Here is a 26,081-nt window from a genome sequence, read left to right on the forward strand (position 1 = left end):
TGTCTACTTGTCGTGGTGCAGGTACGTCGCCTGCTTCGGCAGCAGCAGGCTCACCAGGAACACCACGCCCATCATCGCCGTCACGTACCAGTAGAAGTACGACTCGTGCCCGATCGACTTCAGCCCCAGCGCCACGTACTCCGCGCTGCCGCCGAAGATCGCATTGCCGACCGCGTAGGACAGCCCCACGCCCAGCGCGCGGATCTCGGGCGGGAACATCTCGGCCTTCACGATGCCGCTGATCGAGGTGTAGAAGCTCACCACCGCCAGCGCGAGCGTGATGAGCACGCCCGCCGCCAGCGGGCTGCCGACGCTCTGCAGGTTGCTCAGCACCGGCACCGTCATCAGCGCACCCAGTGCCCCGAACAGCAGCATGTTGTTGCGCCGGCCGATGCGGTCGGACAGCGCGCCGAACACCGGCTGCATGCACATGTAGATGAACAGGCAGGCCGTCATCACGTTGCTGGCGGTCTTGATCGACATGCCCGCCGAATTCACCAGGTACTTCTGCATGTAGGTGGTGAAGGTGTAGAAGATCAGCGAGCCGCCGGCCGTGTAGCCCAGCACCACGAAGAAGGCGCGCTTGTGGTTCGTGAACAGCTCGCGCATGGTGCCGGCGCCCTTGGCGGCGCGGGTCTTGGTGCTGGCGGTCTCTGTCAGCGTGCGGCGCAGCATGAGGGCCACCACGGCAGCCACGGCGCCGAGCACGAACGGAATGCGCCAGCCCCAGCTCTTGAGCTCGGCCTCGTCGAGCACCTGCTGCAGCACCACGACCACCACCACGGCCAGCAGCTGGCCGCCGATCAGCGTGACGTACTGGAACGACGAGAAGAAGCCGCGCTGGCCGCGCATGGCCACTTCGCTCATGTAGGTGGCGGTGGTGCCGTATTCGCCGCCGACCGACAGGCCCTGCAGCAGCCGCGCGGCCAGCAGCAACGCGGGCGCGGCGGCGCCGATCTGCGCGTAGGTGGGCAGGCAGGCGATGACCAGAGAGCCCACGCACATCATGACGACCGAAGTGACCATCGATGTCTTGCGGCCCTTGCGGTCGGCCAGGCGGCCGAACAGCCAGCCGCCGATAGGGCGCATCAGGAAGCCGGCGGCGAACACGCCGGCGGTGTTCAGCAGCTGCACGGTCGGGTCCGACTTGGGGAAGAAGGCCGGCGCGAAGTAGATGGCGCAGAAGGCGTAGACGTAGAAGTCGAACCATTCCACCAGGTTGCCGGACGAGGCGGCGAAGATGGCGAAGATGCGCTTGCGCTTTTCTTCGAAGGTATACGGCGTGTTGTTGGCGGTCGCGTCCGGGCCGGAGGCGCCGACGCTCGCACTGGCGATGTTGGTCATGGAAAGGTGTCCTTGTCTCTGGCTGCGGCCCGCCGCAAAGCCGCGCGAGACCGTACCGGCAAGTCTGTCCGGCCGCCGGCGCGCTGTCGTCCGTAGCCGCCCGCCGCGCGGCTACGTATCGGTACGCAAGGGTAAATACCTAGAAAGGACTACAGCCCGTGTTCCCGCAGGAACCGGTCGAGCTGGTGGCTGTTCGCGAGCCCCAGCTTGGCGAACACGTGGGCGCGGTGCGTTTCCACCGTGCGCTGCTCCAGCGGCGCGAGTTCCAGGGCGATCTGCTTGTTGGGCTTGCCCTCGGCCACCAGCCGGGCGACCTGCATCTCGCGCGGCGTGAGCTTGTCCCACAGCGCCTGCGCGGCCTGGCGGGCCTGCCGGCGCACGGCGATCTCGCCGGCGCGCTGCAGGGCCCGGGCGATGCTGTCGAGCAGGCGCTCGTCGTTGCAGGGCTTCTCGAGCCAGCCGAAGGCGCCGTTCTGCACCGCCTCGACGGCCATCGGAATGTCGCCGTGGCCGGACAGGAAGATCACGACCAGCGGGCTGTCCTGCGCGCGCAATGCATCGAACACCTGCAGCCCGCTCACGCCCTCCATGCGCAGGTCGAGGATCACGCAGCCTGCGCGCTGCAGGTCGGCGCCGGCCAGGAAGGCCTCGCCCGAGGCAAAGGTCTGCACCGCGTAGCCGCGCGACAGCAGCAGGAGGCCCAGCGAGCGGCGCACGGCCTCGTCGTCGTCCACCACGCACAGGTTGTTGGCAAGAGCGTTCATGGGGGTGAGATCTCCAGCTCGAGGGTGAAAACCGTGCCACCGCCGTCCCGGTTGGCAAAGGACAGCCGGCCGCGATGGGCCTCGACGATGGTGCGGCAGATGTTCAGGCCCAGCCCCAGTCCGCCGGTCTTGGTGGTGAAGAAGGGCGCGAACACCTGCTCGGCCAGCGCTGCATCGATGCCCGGCCCGCGGTCGGCCACGCGGATGTGCATGCGTCCTGCCAGCACCTCGGCCTCGACCTCCACGAGCCGCTGTTCCGGCGGCGTGGCCTGCATCGCCTGCAAGCTGTTGGACAGCAGGTTCAGCAACACCTGCTCGAGCAGCACGCGGTCGCCGCGCACCTCGGGCAGCCCCGCCGGTATGCGGACTTCGGCACGCGCCTGCCGCATCCGCATCTCGCCCTGCAGCAGCGCCAGCGCGTTCGCCACCAGCGCCGCCACCGCGCAGTCCTCGGTGCCCACGGTGCGCTGGCGCACGAAGCCGCGGATGCGCCGCACGATCTCGGCGCTGCGCTGGGCCTGCGCCATGGTCTCGTCGAGGCTGCTGACCAGCAGCTGCTGGTTGCCCTGTTCCGCGAAGGCTTTGGCCGCGCTCGCAAAATTGCTCAGCGCCATCAGCGGCTGGTTCAGCTCGTGGGCCAGCGTGGAGGCCATCTCGCCGAGGCTGGCCAGGCGTTGGGCGTGCTGCAGCTGCTCGTCGTTCTGGCGCTGGCGCAGCTCGGCGCGCTTCTGCTCGGTGATGTCCACCACCGAGCTCATCCAGCCGCTGTGCTGGCCATCGGCGTCGATCAGCGCGGCGGTGTAGACCATGGTGATCACGTCGTGCCCGTCGCGGTGCCGCAGGCGCGACTCGAAGCCCGAGCGCGCGGGCTGGCCGCTCATCATGGCGTCGTACTGGCGCCAGTGCTGCGCCACGTCGTCGGGGTGCCAGTAGGGGTAGGGCGGCAGCTTGCCGAGCAGTTCGTCGGCGTCGTAGCCGGTCATCTCGCAGAAGGCCGGGTTGACGTAGATGATGCGGCCCTCCAGGTCGCGTGCGCGCATGCCCACCAGCAGCGAGTCTTCCATCGCCTTGCGGAACGCGTGGGCCTCGTCGAGCTCGTGGGTGCGCTCGCGCACGCGCAGCTCCAGGTCGCGCCGTGCATCGCGCTGCTCGGCGAAGCGGCGTTCGCGCAGCTGCCAGTACAGGCCGCCCAGCAGCAGCACGCCGGCACACAGCAGGCCCAGCATCCAGGTGCGCTCGCGTGCGCGGGTGACTTCGGCGTGGTCGGCCATCACCGTCAGCGTCCAGCCCAGGTCGGGCAGCGGCTCGTCCACTGCGAGGAAGCGGCGCGGCTGGCCGCCGATGTCGGTGCGCACGAGGTAGCCGGGCTCGCCTTCGCCACGCTCCACCTTCCACGGCAGTGCCGCGAAGCTGGTGCGCGCGCCGTACTGCTGGTCGCGCTGCATGCCGTCGAGTTCCGCTGCGCCCAGCGCGCGCGTGGCCTGGTACATCCACGGCGGCACCGAACTCAGGAACACGATGCCGCGCGCGTCGGTCAGCAGGATCGGGTCGCGCGAGAAGGTCCAGGCTTCCTGCAGCTGGCGCAGGCTGACCTTCACCGTCACCACGCCCAGCACGGCGCCGCCGTCGGGCCGCACCGGCGCGGAGATGAAGAGCCCCGGCTCGCCGGTGGTCTGGCCCACGCCGTAGAACAGGCCGTTGCGCCCCGCGCGCGCGTCGCGGAAGTAGGGGCGGTTGGCATACGACTCGCCGACGAAGCTCTGCGGCGTTGCCCAGTTGCTGGCCGCCAGCGTAAGGCCCTGCAGGTCGATGAGGTAGAGCGCGTCGGAGCCCGCCTGCCGGTTCACCTCCTCGATATAGCGGTTGGCGCGCTGCTTCACGGCCGCGTCCTGGGGATGGGCCAGCGCGGCCAGCACGTCCGGATGCAGGCTCGCGGTGAATGGCAGGTAGCTGTACTTGCCGGCGGCGTCGCGCAGGCCCAGCACATGGACTTCCATGGCGCGGCGGATCGAGTCGGCCTGGAAGTTCGCCTCGCGCCTCGCGGCCCACTGGCCCGCCATGCCGATCAGCAGCAGTGCCAGTACGCCCGCGGCGATCCAGCCGGCCAGCGCGCGGTGGCGCGGGCCGGGAGGGGAGGGCGGAGGTGTTTCGGGCGTGATTGGCGGCGGGGGCGGCATGGACGGCACGGGGGATGGGGCCGATCGGCGCGGCCGGGGGATTTTGCCCTCATCCTTGCGCCTGTGCCCGCCCTCGCGGGCGCGACAATGCCAGCCTCCCAGATCGACCCGAACCCATGAGACCCGACCTCGATTCGCTGGCGCTTTTCCTGCGTGCCATTGAGCACGGCAGCCTGTCGAAGGCCGCCGCCGAGAGCCACATGGTGCTGTCGGCCGCGAGCCGCCGCCTGTCCATTCTCGAAGGCCACCTGGGCGTCGCGCTGCTCAACCGCACCTCGAAAGGCGTGACGCCCACCGGCGCCGGCGAGTCGCTCGCCATGCATGCGCGCCAGATCCTGCGCGACGTCGATCGCATGCGCGCCGACCTGTCCGACTACGCACAAGGCGCCACCGGCCGCGTGCGGCTGCATGCCAACGCGTCCGCCATGGGCCAGTTCCTGCCCGACGACGTGGCGAGTTTCCGCCAGCGCTACCCGGAGATCCGCGTGAGCGTGGAGGAGCACCGCAGCGTGTACATCGTGCAGGCCATCCGCGACCGGCAGGCCGATGTGGGCGTCATCACCAGCGAGGCGGCCGACCCGGCGCTCAACTTCATTCCCTACCGCACCGACCGGCTGGTTGCCATCGTGCGGCAGAAGCATCCGTGGCGCGGGCGCGAGGTGTCGTTCGAGGAACTGCTCGATTTCGATTTCGTGGGTCTCGAAGACGATTCCGCCATCTCCCGCACGATGGAAGACGCCGCCATGAGTGCGCGCAAGGTGCTGCGCCTGCGCGTGCGGGTGAAGAGCTTCGAGGCCGTGTGCCGGATGATCGAAGCGGGCATGGGCGTGGGCATCCTGCCCGAGGGTGCCGCTGTGACCTACCGCAAGGAGATGAAGCTGCGCTTCATCAATCTCACCGATGCGTGGGCTTCACGACGGATGTACCTGTGCACGCGGCAGGAGGCATTGAGCTTTCCGCAGCGCCGGTTGGTCGATCACTTGCTGGCGCGCGGGATGCCGTAGGGCTCGTGCTCGGGTTCGTTCGGGGCGACGCTCACGCCGACGGGGTGCCTTGCTCCGCGAATGCATTTGTTGGCGAGAAGGCGCGACGCGGAATGCCTGAGGCTGGCGGTCAGCGGTTGGGGCAGACCGCCGGCAGATCATCTCCTTTGACGGCGGATGGACCTCTGGCAGCACAATGTGAGCTTGGCGGTCACGCCCGCCGCCTCGTCAACTTGCAACATTTTTTCAGGACTGATGCCGATGATCTACGAACTCCGCGTCTATACCGCAATGCCTGGCCGGCTGCCCGACGTTCTTGCCAGATTTCGCGATCACACCGCGGGCATCTGGAACCGGCTGGGAATTCGTCAACTCGGATATTGGACGACTGCAGTCGGACCTGACAGCAACGCGCTTACCTACATGCTTGTCTGGGAGAGCCTGGCCGATCGTGAAGTCAAGTGGGGCAAGTTTGTCGTCGATCCCGAATGGGTCGAGGTCAGAAAGGCGAGCGAGGCAGCCGGACCGATTGTTGCGAAGATGGACAACTCGTTCTTGGCGCCCACCTCTTTCTCGCCTGCGAAATAGTCTCTTCCGCGGCGGACGACACAGTTGGCTGGGACGCGGTATCAACGCCCAATGCCTCTTCAGTCTGTCCTGGAGTGCTAACGACCGGGTCCGCGCACCACCAACGCGTTGGCTGCCGTCGCCAGGGTTGGTTGGGCCGACAGGAATGGCTGCATGGAACCGACCGAGACCGCCGACATCGGCATTCGCGCGGTTCTTGAAGCGCGTCAAACGAACTGTAGAGCGCGGTTCGTTTGCTGAGGTTGCTCAGGATGTTTTCGCACCGTGCGTTGGCGCACAGACCGAAGGCCAAGGCCACACCATGATCGGGTTGACGGCCATCCGGCGCTGGTAGAGGAAGCTTAAGCACCTGCCCATCAAGAGCGGAGCCTCGATGCAGGAGGGCCGTCACCTCGATGGAGTTCGCGGCAAAGAGCCAAGCGCGTAGACCTGTGTGGCGACCAAACACCCGATATCGCACAGACACGAAACGCCAGACCTGCGATAGTGCGCAGCCGCCTCAAAGAAAGATCTCGAAATGTCTGACGCTCCGTACTTTCATGATGCTTCAGGCTCCGTCCGCTTCTGGGTGGACATGGAAGGCACCCAGTTCGTGAGTGCCAGCATCGGGAGGGAAGCACTGCGTTATCACTTTCGCACGACCGAGAACGCCGACCCGCTTGAAACGTTCAGCCACCATGTCGAAGAGATCGAAGCTGCGGTGCGGCGTCGTCTCTCACAGGGGGCAATGGAGCCGGTGATGCTGCGGGAGAACGATCTTCATGTTCCTGCCCTATGAATTGCAGGAAGGCGACCTGTCATGAGATCAACCGCGCGTAGTTGCGCTGGTTGGCCCGATAGCAATCGCACGCCGCACTTTCCAGTCCCCGGCGATCCGTGATCGTGATGGCGCCACGTCGGTAGTCAATCAGTCGACGCTCGTGCAGCGCGGTCGCGGCATTGGTGATGCCGACCCGACGCACCCCCAGCATGCGGCCCAGCACTTCATGAGTCAGTGCAAGGTGTGTGGAGTGCGCGCAATCCTGGGTCGTCAATAACCAGCGCGCCAGGCGCTCCTCGATCAGATGGAAGCGGTTGCACAAGCCCGAGCGACCCAGTTCCATCAGCAGCACACAGACGTAGCGGTTGAGAACACGCCTGAGCATCGTGTTGTGCTCCAGTTCCTGAGCAAAGGACTGCGCTGTCAGGCGCCAGGCCAGACCGCCGCCCTGAACGAACGCCCGCAACGGCGCGCTCTGAACACCCAACGACAGTTCGTAGCCCAAGGCGCCCTCGTTGCCCACCAAGCCTGTTTGCAGGCCGTCGTGGCCGTCTGCCGTGGAAACCAGTGAAACAAAGGCGCTCGTGGGAAAGTGGATGTGGCGGATGGAATCGCCCGGCTCATAGAGCGTCTGGGACGCCGCCAATGCCACGTTCTCGCATTTTTCGAGTAGACACGCCCTGACCATCGGCGGAAGCACTTCGAGCAGACGGTTGTGAATGGGGCGGGTCGGATGGGATGTCACAGAGCCCCTGTTGAGAGGAGCCAGCGCGAAAATGCGTGACCTGCCGCATTGTTGCCGATGCGATGGCTCACGTCTGTGCGGCGGCGCACCGAGCCTGACCGTCGCCGCGGCGAATCAGCTTGCCACTTGGCGAGGAAGCAGCCGATCCGTTTCGCGCTTCACGACCTCATAGCATTCACAAACCTGCTGTTCCAGGCCCGGGCGGTCGAGCACCGTAATGTGACCTCGCGCGTACTTGATCAGGTTCAGACGCTGCAATTTGCCCGCCGCCTCCGTCACGCCTTCGCGTCTCACGCCGAGCATGTTGGCGATCAGTTCCTGAGTCATGACCAGTTCATTGCCCGGCAATCTGTCCAGGCTCAACAATAGCCAGCGGCACAGCTGCTGCTCGAGCGAATGATGCCGATTGCACACCGCCGTTTGCGACATCTGGGTGATGAGCGATTGGGTGTAGCGCAGCAAGAGGTGAAGCAACGGCCCCCCCTTTTCCGTCAGCTCCTGAATGTGGGTGGCACTTAGCCTGAAGGCGTTGCCTGCACTTTGCACCACGGCACGATTGGGCGTGCTACCTCCGCCCATCAAGAGCGATACGCCAACCATGCCTTCGAAGCCGACGACCGCGATCTCAGCGGACTGCCCGTTCTCCAGCACGTACAGCAGGGAGACGATGCAATCGATGGGGAAGAAAACGTGTCGCTGCACTACCCCCGACTCGTAGAGCACCTCCCCAAGACGCAGCGGCACCGGCTCGAGGAAGGGCTCCATTCGGGCCATCACTTCAAGAGGGATGGCATCCAGCAGTTCGTTGCGTGCGGCGGCCCGGTGCAACGAAGACGAACGAGGAGGCAATGCCATGAGGAAGTCTGCTTCCAAATCTTCATGATTCTGCGACTGAAATCCGGCGTCTGTGCGCCGGCGTACCAACTGCCGAGACATTTTTTGGTGAGGCTGCGTGCGCCAGCGAACAGTCAGGGACTCACTTTCTGGCTGGCGGGGTCCCATAACTTCGCTTTGGAGAGCAACCTAAAGTGCACCATGAACCCCACGGGAAACCGATGCCGAGAACTTGGCGTGCACGGGGCGCGTTCAAGTGGGCGGGTCACGGGGCGGCTCCGGTGGTTTGATAAAGGGACAGAACTTGGCAGGCCTCGTCGGCGATCACCTGCTCTTCGTCGGTGTGCATGACGAACACGGCGACCTGACTGGCTGCGGGATCGGGCGCCACGCCGAGCCAGGCGAGGTGGTGACACACGGCGTTGCGCACAGCCGGCTGGTTCTCTCCGATGCCGGCGGTGAAAACGAGCGCATCGAGCCCGCCGAGCGTGGTGGCGATGGCGGCCACTTCGCGCGCGATCCGCAGTGCATACAACGCCAGCGCTTCGCGAGCTTCGGGCGCGTCGCTCGTGAGCAGTTTGCGCACGTCGCCCGAAACGCCGGAGAGACCTAGTAAGCCCGAGCGGTGATAAAGCATGTCTTCGACCGTGTCGATCGACTGACCCGGTTGCTTGAGCAGATAAAGCAGCGCGCCGGGGTCGAGCGCGCCGCTGCGGGTAGCCATCGGGATGCCGTCGAGCGTGGAGAAGCCCATGCTGGTCTCGCGGCTGGTGCCATGCAGCAAGCCGCACAGGCTGGCGCCACTGCCCAGGTGCGCGACCACCACGCGGCCCGCGGCAATCCCGGGGTGCTGCTGGCGCAGTTGCGACGCGATGAATTTGTACGACAGGCCATGAAAGCCGTAGCGCTTGATGCCTTGGTCGAACAGCACGCGCGGGAGCGCGTAGCGGCGCGATGCAGCGCTCTGGCTGCGGTGGAAGGCCGTGTCGAACGAGGCCGACTGCGGCAGCGCCGGTGCGGCGTGCCGCACCGCATGGATCAGTCGCAGGCTTTGCAGCTGGTGCAGCGGCGCGAGCGGCGCCAGTGCCTCGATAGCGACGAGCGTGTCCTCCGCAATCGCCACCGGGCCGCTGAACTCGTCCCCGCCGTGCACGACGCGGTGACCCGCCGCGACGAGTCGTGCGCCCGGCGCCGCATCGTTCACCCAATCCAGGGCATTCGCGATCACGCTGGACAAGGCATCGGGTGTTGCATCGACCGTGCGGCGGGCGAGGGCGCGTGTCGCGCCGGCATCGATCACGAACAGCCCGAGCTTGATCGACGAAGACCCGGGGTTGAAGGTGAGCATCACATCGCCTGTCATGCGACCATCATGCGTTCATTTCCGCTGCGAGCGAGATTTTTCATCAGCGATAGCCAAGGCACCATTTCGTGTGATCGTGCGAACATGCACTGATTCGCGTATAGATGTCTTTGCTTTGCCCTGCAACTCCAGAGTCATCTCAATCAGGCCGTCGGCAGCCAGCCGCTTCGCTGCTGAAACATCCGCCGACAAAGTGAGCCACCGAGGTGGTGCCATGCGGCCGATCCGCATCAGCAATTGGATGTCCATGATGAGTCCTTGGGATTGGGAGAAACTAGATGCTTGTCATTCGAGGACGTGCAGGGGCAAGCGAATGGTGAAAACGCAACCGGTTCCCGGCACATCTCGAGCTGTCAAGGTGCCGAGGTCAGCCTCAACGCTTCGGCGTGCGATGGACAGGCCCAAGCCAAGGCCGGATTTGTCATGACTGTGTTGATTGAAGGGCTCAAACATCCTGGAAGCGCTTCCGGGCGGAAGTCCTCCGCAGTGGTCTTCGACGTCAATCGATACATGCTCGTCGAGTGCATGAGCTCTTAAGGCAATGATGGTGTGCGGGTGCGTGAACTTGAACGCGTTTTGCAAGAGATTCGCCAGGGCGGCAAGCAGTAGCTCGCGATTGCCACGGATGGCCAGCAGAGGATCGACAGAGCTCACCTCGAAGGGACAGCCTGCGGCTCCGGCGACGAGCTGCGCGGCGGTTTCGGCATCCTTGATGAACGTGGCGACGGAAAACGTCTGGCGCTGTTCCGGCATGTTGACGCGCACTTCGGCGAGCGTCCGATCGATCAGGGTGACCATCGACGAAAGGCTGCGCTTCAATACGCTCCCCGTGGCACCTCCCAATGTCATGCTGCCGAGTTCGAGGGCATGGATGGCAAGAGTCGCCGTGCCCAGACAGTTGCGCAACTCGTGAGCGAGGAAACCGACACGCTCGGTTGAGTCAAGGCTCTGCTGGCGGGCGATCTGCGTATCGCGCTGGGAGCTGAACTCCGTGACGGCATCGGCAATGGCGTTGTCCAAGCATCGATTCAATGTGCGGAACTCCCCGACGGCAAAGGGAGCGTCGCGCTCGAAGGCCATGTCCGTGATCGCTTGGCAAAGGTCGCCATAGTCGTGGACGACTTGATCTACCGTGTACCCCAGTTCGAGCAGCTCCTTGCCGTGGGCCGTGGCGGCTACCCCCATCTCCGACAAGGTCTGCGAATCTCCGCCTGAAGGTCCCGAAATTCTGATGCTGTCCGCCGGTTTGTCATCTTCTTCCGCGGCAAACGTTTGGATCAATTGATCAAGGAACAGCGGAATGCCGTTGGCCAACTGCTGTTCAGTTGCTGCGCGTCTGGGCCTTCGCGCAACTTTTGACTTGCACCGGGAGATCAGTTCATCGCGGTTGTTGGTCAAGAAGTTACGCATGTTCAGACCTCGATGGCTTTCGCCTGATTCATCAATGAACGCTGTCGACTGTGTTTCCGAGGCGCGTTGCTCAATCGTTATTCATGCGAAAAGCCTTGTCTGTGCGGTAGCGAACATAGTGCCGATCTATCGCCAAGATCGTTGTTCGGGGCAGCGGGGTGACGAGCTCCTGGGGCGACCGATTGGCACGAGTGCGCCGGCTGGTTCGCTTGTACTTCAGATAGGCGGCATGGGGTAGCTGCACCAAAGAATCAGCTGTGACAGACATGCCCTCAATCGCGAATGCGTAAGCATCCTCCTACGTCGGGCATCGTGAAAACAGGCACCCGTAAGGTCAATTAAAAGCGTACGGTCGGAACACGTTCACAGTTCTCGCAATCGCGCGGCAGCTCGAAGTCGTTTCATAGGAGCCCGTTGCAATGTCCGTCCCGCAGTCCCTTTCCCATTCGCACATCGATTTCGTCGGCAGCGATTTCGAAGCCCTAGCTTCGCACATGCATCACTGCGCACGTGCCCACGGGCGATGGTTCTCGCTGCGAAGCCACATGCAACGTGTGCGCGCGCTCGCTGCGGGCCGCATTGTCACGATGGCGTGCGTGGCCGTGGTCCTGGGCATCGGCCTGTTCGCGGTCACTTGAGCGCCGCTGCCGTCGTCGACCGCCTCCAAGGGCTCAGTCACTACGCCCGGACCCTTCTGCTCGGTCCGCACGACCCGGTAGCCCTCCCGATTCGCGCCGAACTCTTCGGTGCCCAACGTTTCGAACAGCACGGCCATAGCCTGGCCGGTGCCCAGGTGGTGGAAGACGAACACCACCGCGCGCGCGAAGGCGCGCTTTTTTTCCCGCGTGTCGATGAGAACCTCGAGTCGCTGCGCGCCGCCTTCGACTACATCGCGCTGATCTCGCTGAGCGGACGCTATGTGTCGCCGGCGGCTGAATGGCTGCTCGACAACTTCCACCTCGTCGAGGCGCAGCTCCAGCAGATCCATGACGGCGTGCCGCGCAGCTACTACGCGCGCCTGCCCAAGCTCGTCACGCCGCCGCTGGCGGGGCTGCCGCGCGTGTACGGCATTGCGTGGGCCTATGTGGCGCACACCGACAGCGTGCTCAACAAGACGCTGTTCACTGCCTTCCTCAACGCCTACCAGGACATCGACGAGCTGATGTTCGGCGAACTTTGGGCGCTGCCCACCACCCTGCGCGTGGTGCTGCTCGAAAACCTGCGCCGTGTGGCCGAGCGCATTGCCGAGAACAAGGTCGCGCGCGAGATCGCGCATGCCGCGTGGGACGCGGCGCCGCACCTCTCGGTGCAAGACCTCGACGTGCTGTACCGCGCGCTGCAGAGCCACGGCCTGCAGGACAGCTACCTCACGCAGCTGTGGCAGCGCCTGCCCGTCGAGCGAGGCGACGACATGCCCACGCTGGTGCGCTGGACCGAACAGCACTGTCCCAACGGCCCGGCGCTGATCGGCGACGCGCAGAACGCGCAGGCCGCGGCCAATCTCACGGTCGGCAACATCATCACGACCTTGCGCATGATCGGCCAGGTCGAGTGGAGCGATCTGATCGAGCCGGTGAGCCGCTCGCTGCGCGTGCTGCGCGAACTTCCCAGCTTTGCGAACGAGAGCGAACTCATGCGCCAGCAGATCACGCATGCGATGGAACAGGTGGCGCGCAGTGCCGAACGGACCGAGCGCGAAGTGGCGCAGGCCGTGGTCACGCTGGCGTCCAGTGCACCGGCCGAGGAAGCCGGCGCCGAGACCGACCGCGCCGACGGCACCGCCGGCTATTACCTCTTCGGCCAGGGCCGGCCTGCGCTGATCGCGTCGCTGCAGGCGAACGCACCGGCGGGCCATGCCGCACGCGCCGCGAGCACACGAAGCCCCGCGCGCAACCATCGCGGCTGGCGCCTGCCCGTCTACGTGGGGTCCGTTGCCCTCGGCACCGCGCTGCTGCTGGCGGCCGTGGTGCACGGCCTGCCGCATCGCGGCGACTGGACCACCGTCGCGGCGTTGCTGCTGCTCGCATGGCCGCTGTCCGAAGCGCTGATTGCGCTGGCGCAACGCATCATGGCGGAGTCGGTGCGCGTGCAGGCCCTGCCACGCCTCGATTTCGCGAACGGCATTCCCGAACGGCACCGCGCGCTCGTCGTCATGCCCACGATGCTGGGGTCGACCGCGAACAACGCCAAGCTCGCGCACCGGCTCGAACTGCACTGGCTCGCCAACCGCGAGGCGCACGCGCAGTTCGCGCTGTTGACCGACTGGGCCGACGCTTCGCAAGCCTCGATGCCCGACGACGTGCCCTTGCTCGATGATGCCCAGCAACGCATCGCCGCGCTCAACGCCAAGTACCCACCGGCCGAAGGCGCCGCGCCACGCTTCCTGCTGCTGCACCGTCCGCGAAACTGGAGCGAGACCGAACAGCGCTGGATGGGCTGGGAGCGCAAGCGCGGCAAGCTCGAAATGCTCGTGCGGTTGCTGGCCAGCGGCGACGCCAGCGGCTTTCTCCCGCTCGCGCCGGGCCAGCAGCTCGCGCCCGGCCGCACGCCCTATGTGCTGACGCTCGACAGCGACACGGGCCTGCCGCCCGGCGCGCTGCGCGACCTCGTGTCCATCGCCGCGCATCCGCTGAACGCGCCCGAGATCGACGTGCCAAGCCGGCGCGTGGTCGCGGGCTTCGGCATTCTTCAGCCGCGCATCGTCACGCCGTTCCCGATGCGCAGCGAGCGCTCCTTCTTCCACTGGGTGTTCGCCGGGCAGTGCGGGCTCGACCCCTACGGCAGCGGCTCCTCCGACATCTACCAGGACGTGTTCGGCAGCGGCTCCTTCACCGGCAAGGGCTTGCTCAACGTGCGCGCCGTGCACGCCACGCTGAACGACCGCCTGCCCGACAGCGCCGTGCTGAGCCATGACCTGCTCGAAGGCAGCGTCGCGCGCTGCGCGATGGTCAGCGACGTGGTGCTGGTCGAAGACCATCCGCACCATGCCGGCGTGGCCGCCTCGCGCGTGCACCGCTGGGTGCGCGGCGACTGGCAGCTGCTGCCACTGATGTGGCGTGCGCGCCGCTTCGGCATCGACGCGCTGGGCCTCTGGAAAATGTGCGACAACCTGCGCCGCTCGCTGGTCGCACCAGCGTCTTTCGCGCTGCTGGTGCTGGTGATCTTCACGCAGGCCATGCCGCTCGGCTGGGCGCTGGCTGCCGTCGGCGCGGCGCTCACGCTGGGCCCGCTGCTGGGCGCGCTGGCCGGCCTGGTGCCGACACGGCGCGCCATCGAGCTGCGCCACTTCTTCGATGTGGGCACGGTCGAGTTGTTGCGCGCCATGGCCGGCGCAGCCTGGCAGTTCGTGCAGCTGGCGGCGCAGACGCGCCTGCTGCTCGACGCGGCCTTCCTCGCCACCTGGCGGCTGGTCGTGAGCCGCAGGCACCTGCTGCAATGGACGACAGCCGACCAGGCGCAGGCGCAATCGAGCCAGCGCCTGAAGCCTTTCGTGCGCAGCGCGGCCCTCAGCAGCGCGGTGTCCCTGGCGCTCGCCATCCTCGCGAACCGGAGCGCCCACCCGGTGCTCGGGCCCCTGCTCTTCGTGCTCTGGTCCCTGGCGCCCCTCGCGGCCTGGTGGGGCAGCCGCGTCGATGCGCACGCCGAAGACCCGCTCGAGCCCGAAGATCGCAGCTACCTCGAGAAGCTGGCGCACGACACGTGGCGCTTCTTCGAGCACGTGGTGGGCCCGGACGACAACCACCTGCCGCCCGACAACCTGCAGCTCGAACCGCAGCCGACGATTGCGCACCGCACCTCGCCGACCAACATCGGCTTGTACCTGCTGGCCACCTGCTGCGCGCGCGAGTTCGGCTGGATCGACACCGGCTCTTTGCTGGCGCGCATCACCGCCACGCTCGACACCGTCGACCGCATGCAGAAGCACGACGGCCACCTGTTCAACTGGTACGACACGCAGACGCTCAAGCCGCTGCCGCCCGACTATGTGTCCAGCGTCGACAGCGGCAACTTCGCGGGCCACCTCGTGGCCGTGGCGCAGGCCTGCCGCGCCTTCGCGGCGGAAGCAAGCTGCCAGCTCCACGAAGCCCCCACGCTGGAAGCACTGGCCCGACGCTGCGACGCGCTGCACGACGGCATGGATTTCAGCGGCCTCTACGACGCCAAGCGCCACCTGTTCCACATCGGCCTGCGCGTCGAAGAGAACGTGCTCGACGCCAGCTACTACGACCTGCTGGCCTCCGAGTCGCGCCTGTTGAGCTTCCTTGCGATTGCGAAGGGCGACGTGCCGCGCCGCCACTGGATGGCGCTGGGCCGGCCGTTCCTGCTGGTGGGCTTCAAGCCCAGCCTGAAGTCGTGGTCGGGCTCGATGTTCGAGTACCTGATGCCCGCGCTCGTGATGACCGAGCCCACCGACGGCCTGCTGCAGGTGGCCAATGCCGCGGCCATCGCCGAGCAGCAGGCCTTCGGCCGTGCGCAGAGCATGCCGTGGGGCGTGTCCGAGTCGGCCTACTTCGCGCAAGACCATTCGCTGGCGTACCAGTACTCGCCCTTCGGCGTGCCGCGCCTGGCGCTGCGGCGCACGCCACCCACCGACCGCGTGGTGGCGCCCTACGCCAGCCTGATGGCTGCGCCCTTCGCGCCCGAAGCGGCCGTCATCAATCTCGAGCTGCTCGAATCGCTCGGCGCGCGCGGCGAGTTCGGTTTTCATGACGCGATCGACTTCACCACCTCGCGCCAGACCGAGGGGCAGGAGTTCACTGTCGTGCGCAACTTCATGGCGCACCACCAGGGCATGTCGCTGGTGGCGCTGTGCAACGTGCTGCGCGACGACGCGCCGCGCCGCTGGTTCGGCAGTGCCGCGCTGGTGCAGGCGCACGAGTCGCTGCTGCATGAGCGCACGCCGCGCCAGATCATCGGCAGCGCCGACCCGCGCACGCCGCCCGAGCCCAGCCGGGCCGAGCTGGCGCCGCTGTTCCAGCCGCGCGTGGTCGATCCGACGGGGCCGGGCTTCCAGCCCACGCACCTGTTGTCGAACGGCCGCTATACGGTGGCGCTGCGGGCCAACGGCGCCGGCGTGAGCCGCTGGCGCGCGTTCAACGTGACGCGCTGGCGCGACGATCCGCTGCGCGACAGCTACGGCACCTTCTTCTATGTGCGCGATATCGAAAAAGACGGAGGGCAAAGCGAGCTCACCTCGCTCACCGCCCTGCCTGCGCCCGGCGCCGACTGGCACTATCGCACCCGCTTCCTGGCCGACCAGGTGCAGTTCGATGCGACCGGCCCCGGCCTGCAGGTGCGCACCACGGTGCTCATCAGCCCCGAGGACGACACCGAGCTGCGCAACATCACGCTGCACAACAGCGGTGACGAAACGCGCACGCTCGAACTCGTCTCGTACTTCGAGCCGGTGCTGTCGAACCCGAAGGCCGACGAGGCGCATCCGGCCTTTGCCAACCTGTTCGTCGAATCGCGCTGGGAGCCCGCGTGGCGCGCGCTGCTGCTGTCGCGCAGGCCGCGCCTGCACGGCGATGCGGTGGTCGCCGCGGTGCACTTCGTGGCTTCGGTCGATGCCAACGTGCTGTCGATCGACAGCATGACCGATCGGCGCGTCTTCATCGGCCGCAACCGCACGCTGGCCGACCCTGCGCTCGACAGGCAACCGCTCACGGCCCAGGGCAAGCAGGTGAACGGCCTGGACCCCATCGCCTGCCTGCGCGTGCGCCTGTCGATTGCCCCGGGCACCACCGCACGCCTGAGCTTCGCCACCGCTGCCGACGAGAGCATCGAGGCGCTGATGCCCCGCATCGACCGCTACCTGCAACCGATGCACGTGGAGCGCGCCACCCGCATGGCGGCCACGCTGGCGCAGGTGCGGCTGCGCGACCTGAGCATCGCCCCCGCACAGAACCTGGCGCTGCAGGACCTGACAACCGTCCTCACCTACACCACGCCGCGCGTGATGAGCGACCGCGGGCTGATCGACCTGCGCCAGATCTGGCGCTTCGGCATTTCGGGCGACAAGCCCATCGTGCTGGTGTACATCCACTCGATGAACGGCATGGGGCTCATCAACACGCTGCTGCGCGCGCAGCCGTGGTGGGGTTTCGGTGGCGTGGCCTGCGACCTCGTGGTGCTCAACAGCGAGCCGAATTCGTACCTGATGCCGCTGCAGCGCGAGATCGAGACGCTGCGCTCGCGCGTCGCGCAGCAGACGCAGCACAGCTTTCCGCGCAACGACACCGCCAGCTTCTACCTCTTGCGCGACCAGGACGTGGTGCCGTCGGAAAAGGCCGCGCTCTCCAGCCTGGCGCGCGTGGTGTTCACGGCCGACGGCCGCGCGCTCGAAGTGCAGGTGGCGGCGCTGCAAGAGGCACGCAGCCCGGCGATTGCGGACGACAGCAGCGCACCGGTGCAACACCGCACGCCGCTGTTCAACCGACAGGCGGCCTCGCCAACCAACACAGCCCCCACCGGCGACTTCGACGCCGAGAGCGGTGAGTTCCGCTTCGAGGTCGGCCCCGATCGCCGCACGCCGCGCCCATGGATCAACGTGATCGCCAACGCCGCCTTCGGCTTCCAGGTGTCCGAATGGGGCACTGGCTACACCTGGGCCGGCAACAGCCGCATGCACCAGGTCACGCCGTGGTCCAACGACCCGGTGCAGGACCCGGCTTTCGAGCATTACCTGCTGCAGGACGTGGCGACGCGAGAGATGCTGCCGCTCACGCCCGCCGGCGGCGGCGGCGCCAACCGCCACCTCGTACGGCACGGGCAGGGCTACTCGGTTTTCGAATACCGCCAAGGCGAGCTCGTGCTCGAAACCACTTTCTTCGCGGACCGCGACGAAGCCATCAAGCTGGTGCACGTGCGCGTGCGCAACGAAGGCGCCGGCCAGCGCCGCCTGCGCGCGCTCGCAATGGTCGAGTGGCAGCTGGGTGCCGCGCGCGGCGAACGGCGCACCGTGCACTGCTGGAAGCCCGAAGACCAGCCGGCCGTGTTCGGCCAGCAGCGCGAATCGAGCACGGGCTTCGGCGGCAGCACGGCCTTCCTGCTGTTCGCGGCCCTGCAAGGCACGACGACCGGAGCCACGCAATGGACCTGCGACCGCAGCGAATTCTTCGCCGGCCGCGGCATCGTCGAAGTGCCCGACACGCTGGCGCGCCGCGCCGGCAGCGGGCTCGATGCCTGCGCAGCCACCGGCGGCGAATTCGTCGTTGCATCCGGCGAAACCGCGAGCTTCACTTTCGTGCTCGGCCACGCCGGCACGGCAGACGCCGCGCTCGAACTTGCACGCCGCTGGCGGCAGCGCGATGTGCCCGAGGCATTGGCGCAGGTGCGCGGCTTCTGGGATGACCTGCTGGGCCGCCTGCAGGTGCGCACGCCCGACCCGCTGTTCGATGCGCTGGTCAATCGTTGGCTCGTGTACCAGACGCTGGCGTGCCGGCTCTGGTCGAAAGCCGGCTTTTACCAGGCCGGCGGCGCCTTCGGCTTTCGCGACCAGCTGCAGGACGCAATGGCCTTTGCACTCACCGACCCGCCGCGCCTGCGCGAGCAGATCCTCGTGAACGCGGTGCGCCAGTTTCCCGAAGGCGACGTGCAGCACTGGTGGCACATGCCCGGCGGAGCCGGTGTGCGCACGCATTTCTCCGACGACCTGCTGTGGCTGCCGTACGCGTCGGCGCACTACGTCGAGGTGACGGGCGACGCCTCGCTGCTCGACGAGATGGTCGGCTTCATCGAAGGCCCTGGCATTCCCGAGGGCGCGGAAGACGCCTACTACGCACCGCAGCACAGCGGCTGCATGGCCACCGTGTTCGATCACGGCGCGCGCGCCATCGACCGCAGCCTCAAGATCGGCGTGCACGGCCTGCCGCTGATGGGCACCGGCGACTGGAACGACGGCATGAATCGCGTCGGCCACGAAGGACGCGGCGAATCGGTGTGGCTCGCATGGTTCCTGTGCAGCGTGGTCGAGCGCTTTGCGCCGCTTGCCGAAGCACGAGGCGAACACGAACGCGCCGCGCGCTGGACCGAGGCACGCACCGGCTGGATCGCCGCGCTGCACGACGCCGGCTGGGATGGCGCCTGGTTCCGCCGCGCCTTTTTCGACAACGGCGTGCCGCTGGGCTCGTCGACCAACGACGAGTGCCGCATCGACCTGATCGCGCAGGCCTGGTCGGTGCTGTCGGGCGCCTCGGACGCGGCCTACACCGGCCCGGCCATGGCCGCCGTCAAATCGCAGTTGCACGACGAGCCAGCCGGCCTGCTGCAGCTGCTGGCGCCACCGTTTGCCCAGTCGATCAACAACCCGGGCTACATCCAGGCCTACCCGCGCGGCGTGCGCGAGAACGGCGGCCAGTACTCGCACGGCGCGGTGTGGGCGCTCATGGCGCAGGCGCTGCAGGGCGACCATGAAGCGGCCTGGCAGAGCTTCGAGGGCCTGAGCCCGGCCCACCGTTCGCGGCACCCCGAGCGCGGCCCGGTCTACGAGCTGGAGCCCTACGTGATGGCGGGCGACGTCTACGGTGCCGCGCCCTATGTGGGCCGGGGCGGCTGGAGCTGGTACACCGGCTCGGCCGCGTGGCTGCACCGCGCGGCCGTCGAGACCTTGCTGGGTCTGAACGTGAAGGGCAAACAGCTGTCGATGACGCCGCATGTGCCCGCGCACTGGCCAGGCTTCGAGATCGCGCTAAGGCTCGGGGCGCGCGAGCTCACGCTGCAGTGGGGCGACATGGAAGGCGCCTCGACACCCACACACCAACTGGCGGCGGGTGACTGGATCGATTGGCACACACTGCCGCCAAATTCGACCGTACGGGTTTTGGCATAGCGCAACCTGGCTGCCCACCAGGGAGTCTGGATGTGCAGGGTAACTGTCGGAGGCGAAATCGTGATGAAGGCTGCTGCTTGGCATCGATGTCAGCAGGCGCACCCCAAGGAGCAGGTATTGACGGAACGGCGAATGGCTAGCCTCGGCAGTAGCGGACACTGCGGTAACAGGTCCGACCGGCTGCATCCGGTCTGGAGTGGGCATTGAACGCAGTCACGCCAATGTCGACCGCGGCCGACGCCGGCCCTTCGGAGTTCTGCTTGTTCAGCGCCCGTCTCTCGCGAAAGCTCAGTGGTGCGCCCGCGCATGTCCACCTGCAATCCGCCGCAGCGGTCGAACCGCCAACGCCACAGCCGCGCTCATCGTGCTCAGGGCACCGGGTGCTCCCCGCAGCGAAATAAAGGAGGAGCCCGAAGGGCGGGGGATATTCGCGGAGGGGAGTACCCGGTGGCCTGTGCACGCACTCCGAACAACGGCGGCGCAAAGAGCAAGAGCAAATAGAATCAGCGCAGCGCTTCGACCAGATCGAGAACCATCCGGTCCGGCCCGAACTTCTCGACGCCCTGCGTCAACAGCGCATCGACAGCCTGCGCAATGCCATGACTGGAAGACGACTGCTCCGCCATGTCGTTGTAGTACCCCAGGTCCTTCTTGGCATTGGCCATCGAGAACTTCAACGAGTCGGTGCTGCCCGTCAGCAGCTTGGGCTTGACGCGTTCCAGCGCCACGCCGTTGCCGCCGCCCTTGGCGAGCACGTCCACGAACACATCCGGCGCCACGCCCGCGCGCTGCGCACAGGCAGCCGCTTCGCACAGCAGCGCGACCGTGCCGAGCGACACGAAGTTGTGCAGCAGCTTCATCGCATGACCGGCACCGATGCCGCCCACGTGCGTGACGTTCTCGGCAAAGCAGCGCAGCAGCGGCAGGCACGAAGCCAGCACCTCGGCGTCGCCACCCACCAGCAGGTTCAGCCGGCCCTCGGCGGCTTCCTTCGCGGTGCGGGTCATCGGCGCATCGATGAACCTGCCGCCCTTGGCGCTCACCGCTTCCGCCACCTTGGCGGTGGAGGCGGGCACGGCCGTCGAGCAGTCGATCACCACCGTGCCGGGGCGCAGGGCAGTCAATGCACCCTTGTCGCCGAGCATCACCGCCTCGACCTGCGGCGTGCCGGTGACGCAGAGGATCAGCACGTCGACCTGCGCGGCCAGGGCGGCCACGTCCTTCACCGACGTGGCGCCGGCCTTCAGCAGGCCGTCGATCGGCTGGTTGCCCGCGTGTTCCAGCACCGTCAACTGGTGGCCGTGCTTGACGATGTTGCTCGCGATGCCGTGGCCCATCAGGCCGACGCCGACGAGGCCGACTTTGCGTGGGGCTTGCTGTTCAGTGGTGGTCATGAATTGTTCATCCGTGCTTGATGGCGATGGTCTTGAGGGTCGTGAATCCGAGCAGGGCCTCGAAGCCCTTCTCGCGGCCGAAGCCGCTGGATTTCACGCCGCCGAAAGGCAGTTCTACACCACCCGCCGCACCGTAATTGTTCACGAAGACCTGCCCGCAATGCAGCTTGTGCGCCATGCGCAGCTGGCGCGCGCCGTCGCGTGTCCACACGCCGGCCACCAGGCCGAAGTCCGTGCCGTTGGCCAGGCGCACCGCCTCAGCCTCGTCGGCGAAGGGTGTCACGGCCAGCACCGGGCCGAAGACCTCGCGCTGCGCGATGTCGCTGTCGTGCGGCACGTCGCGGAACAGCACGGCCTCCTGGTAGAAGCCCGTGGCCGATGCGTTGGGCGACACCGTGCCGCGCGCCGCCACCTTCAGGCCGCTGGCCTCGGCGGTCGAGACCATGTCGCGCACCTGGCGAAACTGTTTCTCGTTGATGAGCGGACCCATGTCCAGGTCTTCCGCGGGCGTGCCCGCGCGAACGGCCGTGAAACGCTTCGCGAGGCGCTGCACCACCTCTTCGTACACCGACTGCTCCACCAGCACGCGGCTGCCCGCCGAGCAGGTCTGGCCGGCGTTCTGGATGATGGCATTGAGCAGCACCGGTTCGGCCGCGTCGAGGTCGGCATCGGCGAACACGATCTGCGGCGACTTGCCGCCCAGCTCCAGCGTCACCGGGCAATGGCGCTCGGCCGCGGCCAGGCCCACGCTGCGGCCGGTCATCGTCGAGCCGGTGAACGAGATGTGGTCGATGCCCGGGTGCGCGCACAGCGCCGCGCCGGCTTCCTTGCCGTAGCCCGTCACCACGTTGAGCGCCCCGGCCGGAAAGCCCACCTCGGTCGCGATCTCGGCCAGGCGCAGCAGCGACAGGCTCGCGTCTTCTGCCGGCTTCACCACGCAGGCGTTGCCGGCCGCGAGCGATGCGCCCACGCTGCGGCCCGCGATCTGCATCGGGTAGTTCCAGGGAATGATGTGCCCCGTCACGCCATGCGGGATGCGCACGGTCAGCACGGTGTAGCCGCGCTCGTAGGGCAGGGTGTCGCCATGCAGCTTGTCGCAGGCGCCGGCGTAGTACTCGAAGTAGCGGGCCAGCGCGGTCGCGTCGTTGCGCGCCACGCGCAGCGCCTTGCCGGTGTCGCGCGCCTCCAGCTGGGCCAGTTCCTCGTGGTGTTCCAAGACGGCGGCACCGAGCTTGGCGAGCAGGCGGCCGCGCTGCAGCGCGGTCATGCCGCCCCAGGGGCCGTCGAAGTTCTCGCCCATGGCCTGGCGCGCGGCGCGCACGGCGGTGTCGACGTCGGCAGCCGTGCCGCGTGCGATCTCGCCGAATTTCTGGCCGTCGCTCGGGTCGATCACGTCGATGGTGGCGTTGCCTTCGGACGGTACGTGGCGGCCGTCGATGTAGTGGGTGGCGTTCATGAGGTTGTCTCCTTGCGGCCGATCACTTCGGTTCGGGCCAGGGGTGTTGGGCTTCGCGGATCTGTTCGAAGGCGCGGCTGAATTGCAGCACGCCCAGGTCGTCGAAGCGGCGCCCGGCGATCTGCAGGCCAATCGGCATGCCTTGCAGGCCCTCGCCCGAATAGCCGCAGTTGATCGAGGCAGCGGGCTGCTCCGACATGTTGTAGGGCACCGTGAAGCCGATGTGCTCCAGCGGCAGCATCGGGTCGTTGGTCGGCGAGGCGTGTTCCGCGGGCGCGGGCATGTTGGGCGACACGGGCGAGATCACGAAGTCGTAGGCCTTGGTAGCGGCGACGGTGGCCGCGCGCGTGGCGACGAACTGGCTGTAGGCGTCGAAGATGTGCGCGCCCGAGAAACCGGCCGCGCTCTCGGCCCACTCGCGGATGTACGGCAGGATCTTCGCGCGCTTTTCCGCGGTCATCGCCTGCATGTCGATGCACGAGCGCATGCGCCAGAAGTGGTCCATGCCCTGCAGCATCTTCGGTGTCATGAAGGCACCGATTTCCTCCACATGCGCGCCGGCCGCCTCGATGCGCTTCGCGGCGCGGCGCACGGCCTCGGCAATCTGCGGATCGAGCGGCAGGCCGCAACCCGCGTCCATGTGCAGCGCCACGCGCTTGCCCTTGAGGAACGACGGGTCGACCTCGAAGGCCGCCCAGTCGATCGCGGGCGCGGGCAGCTCCGAGTAGTCGCGATCGTCGGGCTGCGCGATCGACGCCATCATCAGCGCCGAGTCGGCCACCGTGCGCGTCATCGGCCCGGCGCAGCGGCCCATGTAGGGCGTGCTCAGTGGAATGCGGCCGAAGCTGGGCTTGAGCGTGTAGATGCCGCACCAGCTCGCAGGCAGGCGCAGCGAGCCGCCGATGTCGGTGCCCACGTGCAGCGGGCCGTAACCCGCAGCGGCCGCCGCGCCCGCACCCGCGCTGGAACCGCCGGGCGTGCGCGACAGGTCCCACGGGTTGCGCGAGAGCTCATGAAAGCTCGACAGGCCCGACGACAGCATGCCCAGGTCGGGCATGGTGGTCTTGGCGACCAGTACCGTGCCGTCTTCCTTCAGGCGGGCGGCGGGTGGCGAGTCTTGCAGCATCGGCACGAGGTCGTAGGCTGCGGTGCCCAGCGGCATCGGGTCGCCTGCGGTCGCGAGGTTGTCCTTGATGGTCACGGGCACGCCGTCCAGCGTGCCGCGCGGCTGGCCGGCCAGCCAGCGCGCTTCGGAGGCGCGCGCCTGTTCGAGCGCCAGTTCGGGGCGGAACAGCCATGTGGCATGCAGCTCGGGCTCGTACGCGGCGATGCGCTCGTTGACCGAGCGTGCCACTTCGACCGGCGAGAGTTCCTTGGCGGCGTAAGCCGCGTGCAGCTCCTGCACGCTCAGGGAATACAAGGGCTTGGTCGTCATCGCATCAGCCCCACGAGATCGCGGCCAGGTCGTTCACCACGATCGGCATGCTCGGCCACAGGCCCTTCACTTCCTTGCGCGCGATGGTCGGGAACACCGCCTGGTACAGGAAGCCATTGACCGCGTCCGTGGCCAGCTCGCGCTGCGCCTCGGCCAGCAGCTCGGCGCGGCGCTTCTTGTTCTCTTCGTTCTGGATGGTGGCGAACAGGTCGCGGAACTTCTTCGAGTCGTAGCCCCAGTAGTAGTCGGGCTCGGTGTACTTCACGAGGTCGAAGGGCTCCACGTGCGCGACCATCGTCAGGTCGAAGTCGTGCGCGCCGCCGAAGGTGCCGCTGAGCCACTGGGCCCATTCGACGTTCTGGATCTTCACGTGGATGCCGATCTGCGCCAGCTGCGCCGCGATCACCTCGCCGCCTTGCCGCGCATACGAAGGCGGTGGCAGCTGCAGGCGCAGTTCGAGCGGTGTCTTCACGCCGGCCTCGGCCAGCAGTTTCTTCGCCTTCTCTACGTCGTAGGGGTTCAACGCGGTGGTGTCGATGAAGCCCGGCGCGCCCAGCGCGTAGTGGCTGCCGATGGGCTTGCCGAAGCCATCTGCCGCGCCCTGAACGATCGCGTTGCGGTCGATGGCCGCCAGGATGGCGCGGCGCACGCGCACGTCGTCCAGCGGCTTCTTGCGGTTGTTGATGGTGAGGATCACCTTGCCGCGCGTGCCGACCTCGATCACCTGGAAGCGCGGGTTGCCCTTGAACTGGCTCACCGAGCGCGTGCCCGCGCGCGGGAAGATGTCGATGTCGTTGGCCATCAGCGCGGCGGTCTGCGCGGCGGTGTCCGACATGAAGCGGAAAACGAACTTCTCGGTCTTCGCGAGGTTAGGGTCGCGGTACGTTGGCGACTTCACCAGTGTGCACGAGGCGCCGCGCTGCCAGGCGCTCAGCTTGTACGGGCCGGTGCCCACCGGCGCGGTGGCGTTGGTCTCGGCGCTCTTGGGCTCCACGATGCAGGCGGTCGACTGGCCGAGCATGAAGGGCAGGTCGGGATTGGGCAGCGTGCTGTTCACGCCGACCATGTAGTCGTCGAGCACCACGGTGCCGATCTCGCTGAAGAAGCGTTTGTCCTTGTTGGTGCTCTTGGCGCCGCCCGCGCGGTCGAACGAGAACTTCACGACCGATGCGTTGAAGGGCTGGCCGTTCTCGAAGCGCACGCCCTTGCGCAGCTTGAAGACGAAGGTCTTCATGTCGGGTGACGAGGTCCAGCTCTCGGCCAGCATCGGCGTGACCGAGCCGTCGGCGTTCACCTTGGTGAGCGTCTCGAAGATGTTGTACTGCGTGATCTCCGCGATGGCCGATGCGGCGCCGGTCGTCGGGTCCAGGCCCGGCGGTTCGAGCGGCATGCCGATCGTCAGCGTGTTCTTGCCGGCCTGCGCACGCGCCTGGGGCAGGAAGACACCCGGGATTGCCGCGGCCATGGCGGAAGTCATGAGTGTGCGTCGCTTCAACATTCGGTAGTTCCTGGAGGTGAGGGTGATGGAAAGAAAGAACGACCGCCCGGCTAGCGGGACGGCGTGTGCAGAACGGCGGAAAGCAGGGTGCGCGTGTACTCGTGCTGCGCGTGCCGGAACAGGTCGGCCGGGCGGCCGCGCTCCACGATGCGGCCCTTGAAGACCACGCACACTTCATCGCACAGGTGGTTGACCACCGCGAGGTCGTGGCTGATGAGCAGGTAGCTGATGCCGAACTGCTGCTGCAGGTCCTGCATGAGGTTGAGCACCTGGGCCTGCACCGACACGTCGAGCGCGCTGACAGGCTCGTCGGCCACGATGAGCTTGGGGCGCGTGATCAGCGCCCGTGCGATCGCAATGCGCTGGCGCTGGCCGCCCGAGAACTCGTGCGGGTACTTGTCCATGTCGGTGGTGCGCAGGCCGACTGCGGCGAGCGCCTCGTTGGCACGCTCGCGCTGCACGGCGCGGCTCGTTTCGGCCAGCGCCTCGAGGGGCTCGGC

Annotated in this window: 17 protein-coding genes; 4 read left to right on the forward strand and 13 right to left on the reverse strand. The window is 67.1% G+C overall.

Going from position 1 to position 26,081, the window contains the following annotated elements:
- Positions 1-3: 3 nt before the first annotated feature.
- From AC1DFC_RS18820 to AC1DFC_RS18830, 3 genes are all read right to left on the reverse strand, one after another.
- Positions 4-1,344 carry an MFS family transporter gene (locus tag AC1DFC_RS18820; protein WP_007839076.1) on the reverse strand — a complete coding sequence of 447 codons (1,341 nt, stop codon included), beginning with the start codon at positions 1,342-1,344 and terminating at the stop codon, positions 4-6.
- A gap of 149 nt (positions 1,345-1,493) precedes the next feature.
- Positions 1,494-2,108, reverse strand: coding sequence for a response regulator transcription factor (locus AC1DFC_RS18825; protein WP_007839077.1), 615 nt, complete (start codon positions 2,106-2,108; stop codon positions 1,494-1,496).
- A complete protein-coding gene (locus AC1DFC_RS18830; protein ID WP_478179773.1) occupies positions 2,105-4,285 on the reverse strand; it encodes a sensor histidine kinase in 2,181 nt (726 codons plus the stop codon). The genes AC1DFC_RS18825 and AC1DFC_RS18830 overlap by 4 nt, the downstream gene beginning before the upstream one ends.
- A gap of 116 nt (positions 4,286-4,401) precedes the next feature.
- Between AC1DFC_RS18830 and AC1DFC_RS18835 the strand changes: the two genes are divergently transcribed.
- The 3 genes from AC1DFC_RS18835 (at position 4,402) to AC1DFC_RS18845 (ending at position 6,634) form a co-directional block, all read left to right on the forward strand.
- Positions 4,402-5,289 carry a LysR family transcriptional regulator gene (locus tag AC1DFC_RS18835; protein WP_007839079.1) on the forward strand — a complete coding sequence of 296 codons (888 nt, stop codon included), beginning with the start codon at positions 4,402-4,404 and terminating at the stop codon, positions 5,287-5,289.
- 156 nt (positions 5,290-5,445) lie between these two features.
- Positions 5,446-5,856 (forward strand): NIPSNAP family protein, encoded by a 411-nt coding sequence (locus AC1DFC_RS18840; protein ID WP_478179774.1) that lies wholly within the window; start codon positions 5,446-5,448, stop codon positions 5,854-5,856.
- 517 nt (positions 5,857-6,373) lie between these two features.
- Positions 6,374-6,634, forward strand: a complete 261-nt coding sequence (locus tag AC1DFC_RS18845) for a DUF1488 family protein (protein WP_007839081.1) — start codon at positions 6,374-6,376, stop codon at positions 6,632-6,634.
- A gap of 19 nt (positions 6,635-6,653) precedes the next feature.
- Here AC1DFC_RS18845 and AC1DFC_RS18850 read toward each other — a convergent pair whose 3' ends face one another.
- The 5 genes from AC1DFC_RS18850 to AC1DFC_RS18870 all read right to left on the reverse strand — a co-directional run bounded on the left by AC1DFC_RS18850 (position 6,654) and on the right by AC1DFC_RS18870 (position 10,968).
- On the reverse strand, positions 6,654-7,268 hold the full coding sequence (locus AC1DFC_RS18850; RefSeq protein ID WP_478179775.1) for a Crp/Fnr family transcriptional regulator: 615 nt from the start codon (positions 7,266-7,268) through the stop codon (positions 6,654-6,656).
- Positions 7,269-7,475: 207 nt separating this feature from the next.
- Positions 7,476-8,216 (reverse strand): Crp/Fnr family transcriptional regulator, encoded by a 741-nt coding sequence (locus AC1DFC_RS18855; protein ID WP_007839084.1) that lies wholly within the window; start codon positions 8,214-8,216, stop codon positions 7,476-7,478.
- A 244-nt stretch (positions 8,217-8,460) separates the two neighbouring features.
- Positions 8,461-9,558 carry an acetate/propionate family kinase gene (locus AC1DFC_RS18860; protein WP_413335617.1) on the reverse strand — a complete coding sequence of 366 codons (1,098 nt, stop codon included), beginning with the start codon at positions 9,556-9,558 and terminating at the stop codon, positions 8,461-8,463.
- A 15-nt stretch (positions 9,559-9,573) separates the two neighbouring features.
- Positions 9,574-9,807: a hypothetical protein gene (locus AC1DFC_RS18865; protein WP_081502714.1), complete on the reverse strand. Its 234-nt coding sequence runs from the start codon at positions 9,805-9,807 to the stop codon at positions 9,574-9,576.
- Between the two features lie 36 nt (positions 9,808-9,843).
- Positions 9,844-10,968 (reverse strand): sensor histidine kinase, encoded by a 1,125-nt coding sequence (locus AC1DFC_RS18870; protein WP_478179776.1) that lies wholly within the window; start codon positions 10,966-10,968, stop codon positions 9,844-9,846.
- A 634-nt stretch (positions 10,969-11,602) separates the two neighbouring features.
- Here AC1DFC_RS18870 and AC1DFC_RS18875 point away from each other — a divergent pair.
- Positions 11,603-19,798, forward strand: coding sequence for a glycoside hydrolase family 94 protein (locus AC1DFC_RS18875; RefSeq protein WP_478179777.1), 8,196 nt, complete (start codon positions 11,603-11,605; stop codon positions 19,796-19,798).
- 503 nt (positions 19,799-20,301) lie between these two features.
- Here AC1DFC_RS18875 and AC1DFC_RS18880 read toward each other — a convergent pair.
- The 5 genes from AC1DFC_RS18880 to AC1DFC_RS18900 form a co-directional block, all read right to left on the reverse strand.
- Positions 20,302-21,192: an NAD(P)-dependent oxidoreductase gene (locus AC1DFC_RS18880; protein WP_478179778.1), complete on the reverse strand. Its 891-nt coding sequence runs from the start codon at positions 21,190-21,192 to the stop codon at positions 20,302-20,304.
- A gap of 7 nt (positions 21,193-21,199) precedes the next feature.
- Positions 21,200-22,648: an aldehyde dehydrogenase family protein gene (locus tag AC1DFC_RS18885; RefSeq protein WP_413315605.1), complete on the reverse strand. Its 1,449-nt coding sequence runs from the start codon at positions 22,646-22,648 to the stop codon at positions 21,200-21,202.
- A gap of 22 nt (positions 22,649-22,670) precedes the next feature.
- Positions 22,671-24,083 carry an amidase gene (locus AC1DFC_RS18890; protein ID WP_413335636.1) on the reverse strand — a complete coding sequence of 471 codons (1,413 nt, stop codon included), beginning with the start codon at positions 24,081-24,083 and terminating at the stop codon, positions 22,671-22,673.
- Positions 24,084-24,087: 4 nt separating this feature from the next.
- Positions 24,088-25,581 (reverse strand): ABC transporter substrate-binding protein, encoded by a 1,494-nt coding sequence (locus AC1DFC_RS18895; protein ID WP_413315603.1) that lies wholly within the window; start codon positions 25,579-25,581, stop codon positions 24,088-24,090.
- Between the two features lie 50 nt (positions 25,582-25,631).
- Positions 25,632-26,081 (reverse strand): ATP-binding cassette domain-containing protein (locus AC1DFC_RS18900; RefSeq protein WP_478179779.1); only part of this gene is annotated, 450 nt, incomplete at its 5' end.

The organism is Variovorax sp. 10L421 (assembly GCF_056395365.1).

What these genes read in the sequence shown, in the direction of transcription:
- AC1DFC_RS18870 (WP_478179776.1), bottom strand. Translation starts at nt 10,968, where the DNA reads ATGCGTAACTTCTTGACCAACAACCGCGATGAACTGATCTCCCGGTGC.
- AC1DFC_RS18895 (WP_413315603.1), bottom strand. Translation starts at nt 25,581, where the DNA reads ATGTTGAAGCGACGCACACTCATGACTTCCGCCATGGCCGCGGCAATC.
- AC1DFC_RS18825 (WP_007839077.1), bottom strand. Translation starts at nt 2,108, where the DNA reads ATGAACGCTCTTGCCAACAACCTGTGCGTGGTGGACGACGACGAGGCC.
- AC1DFC_RS18820 (WP_007839076.1), bottom strand. Translation starts at nt 1,344, where the DNA reads ATGACCAACATCGCCAGTGCGAGCGTCGGCGCCTCCGGCCCGGACGCG.
- AC1DFC_RS18880 (WP_478179778.1), bottom strand. Translation starts at nt 21,192, where the DNA reads ATGACCACCACTGAACAGCAAGCCCCACGCAAAGTCGGCCTCGTCGGC.
- AC1DFC_RS18890 (WP_413335636.1), bottom strand. Translation starts at nt 24,083, where the DNA reads ATGACGACCAAGCCCTTGTATTCCCTGAGCGTGCAGGAGCTGCACGCG.
- AC1DFC_RS18865 (WP_081502714.1), bottom strand. Translation starts at nt 9,807, where the DNA reads ATGGACATCCAATTGCTGATGCGGATCGGCCGCATGGCACCACCTCGG.
- AC1DFC_RS18860 (WP_413335617.1), bottom strand. Translation starts at nt 9,558, where the DNA reads ATGACAGGCGATGTGATGCTCACCTTCAACCCCGGGTCTTCGTCGATC.
- AC1DFC_RS18835 (WP_007839079.1), top strand. Translation starts at nt 4,402, where the DNA reads ATGAGACCCGACCTCGATTCGCTGGCGCTTTTCCTGCGTGCCATTGAG.
- AC1DFC_RS18845 (WP_007839081.1), top strand. Translation starts at nt 6,374, where the DNA reads ATGTCTGACGCTCCGTACTTTCATGATGCTTCAGGCTCCGTCCGCTTC.
- AC1DFC_RS18830 (WP_478179773.1), bottom strand. Translation starts at nt 4,285, where the DNA reads ATGCCGCCCCCGCCGCCAATCACGCCCGAAACACCTCCGCCCTCCCCT.
- AC1DFC_RS18855 (WP_007839084.1), bottom strand. Translation starts at nt 8,216, where the DNA reads ATGGCATTGCCTCCTCGTTCGTCTTCGTTGCACCGGGCCGCCGCACGC.
- AC1DFC_RS18840 (WP_478179774.1), top strand. Translation starts at nt 5,446, where the DNA reads ATGGACCTCTGGCAGCACAATGTGAGCTTGGCGGTCACGCCCGCCGCC.
- AC1DFC_RS18885 (WP_413315605.1), bottom strand. Translation starts at nt 22,648, where the DNA reads ATGAACGCCACCCACTACATCGACGGCCGCCACGTACCGTCCGAAGGC.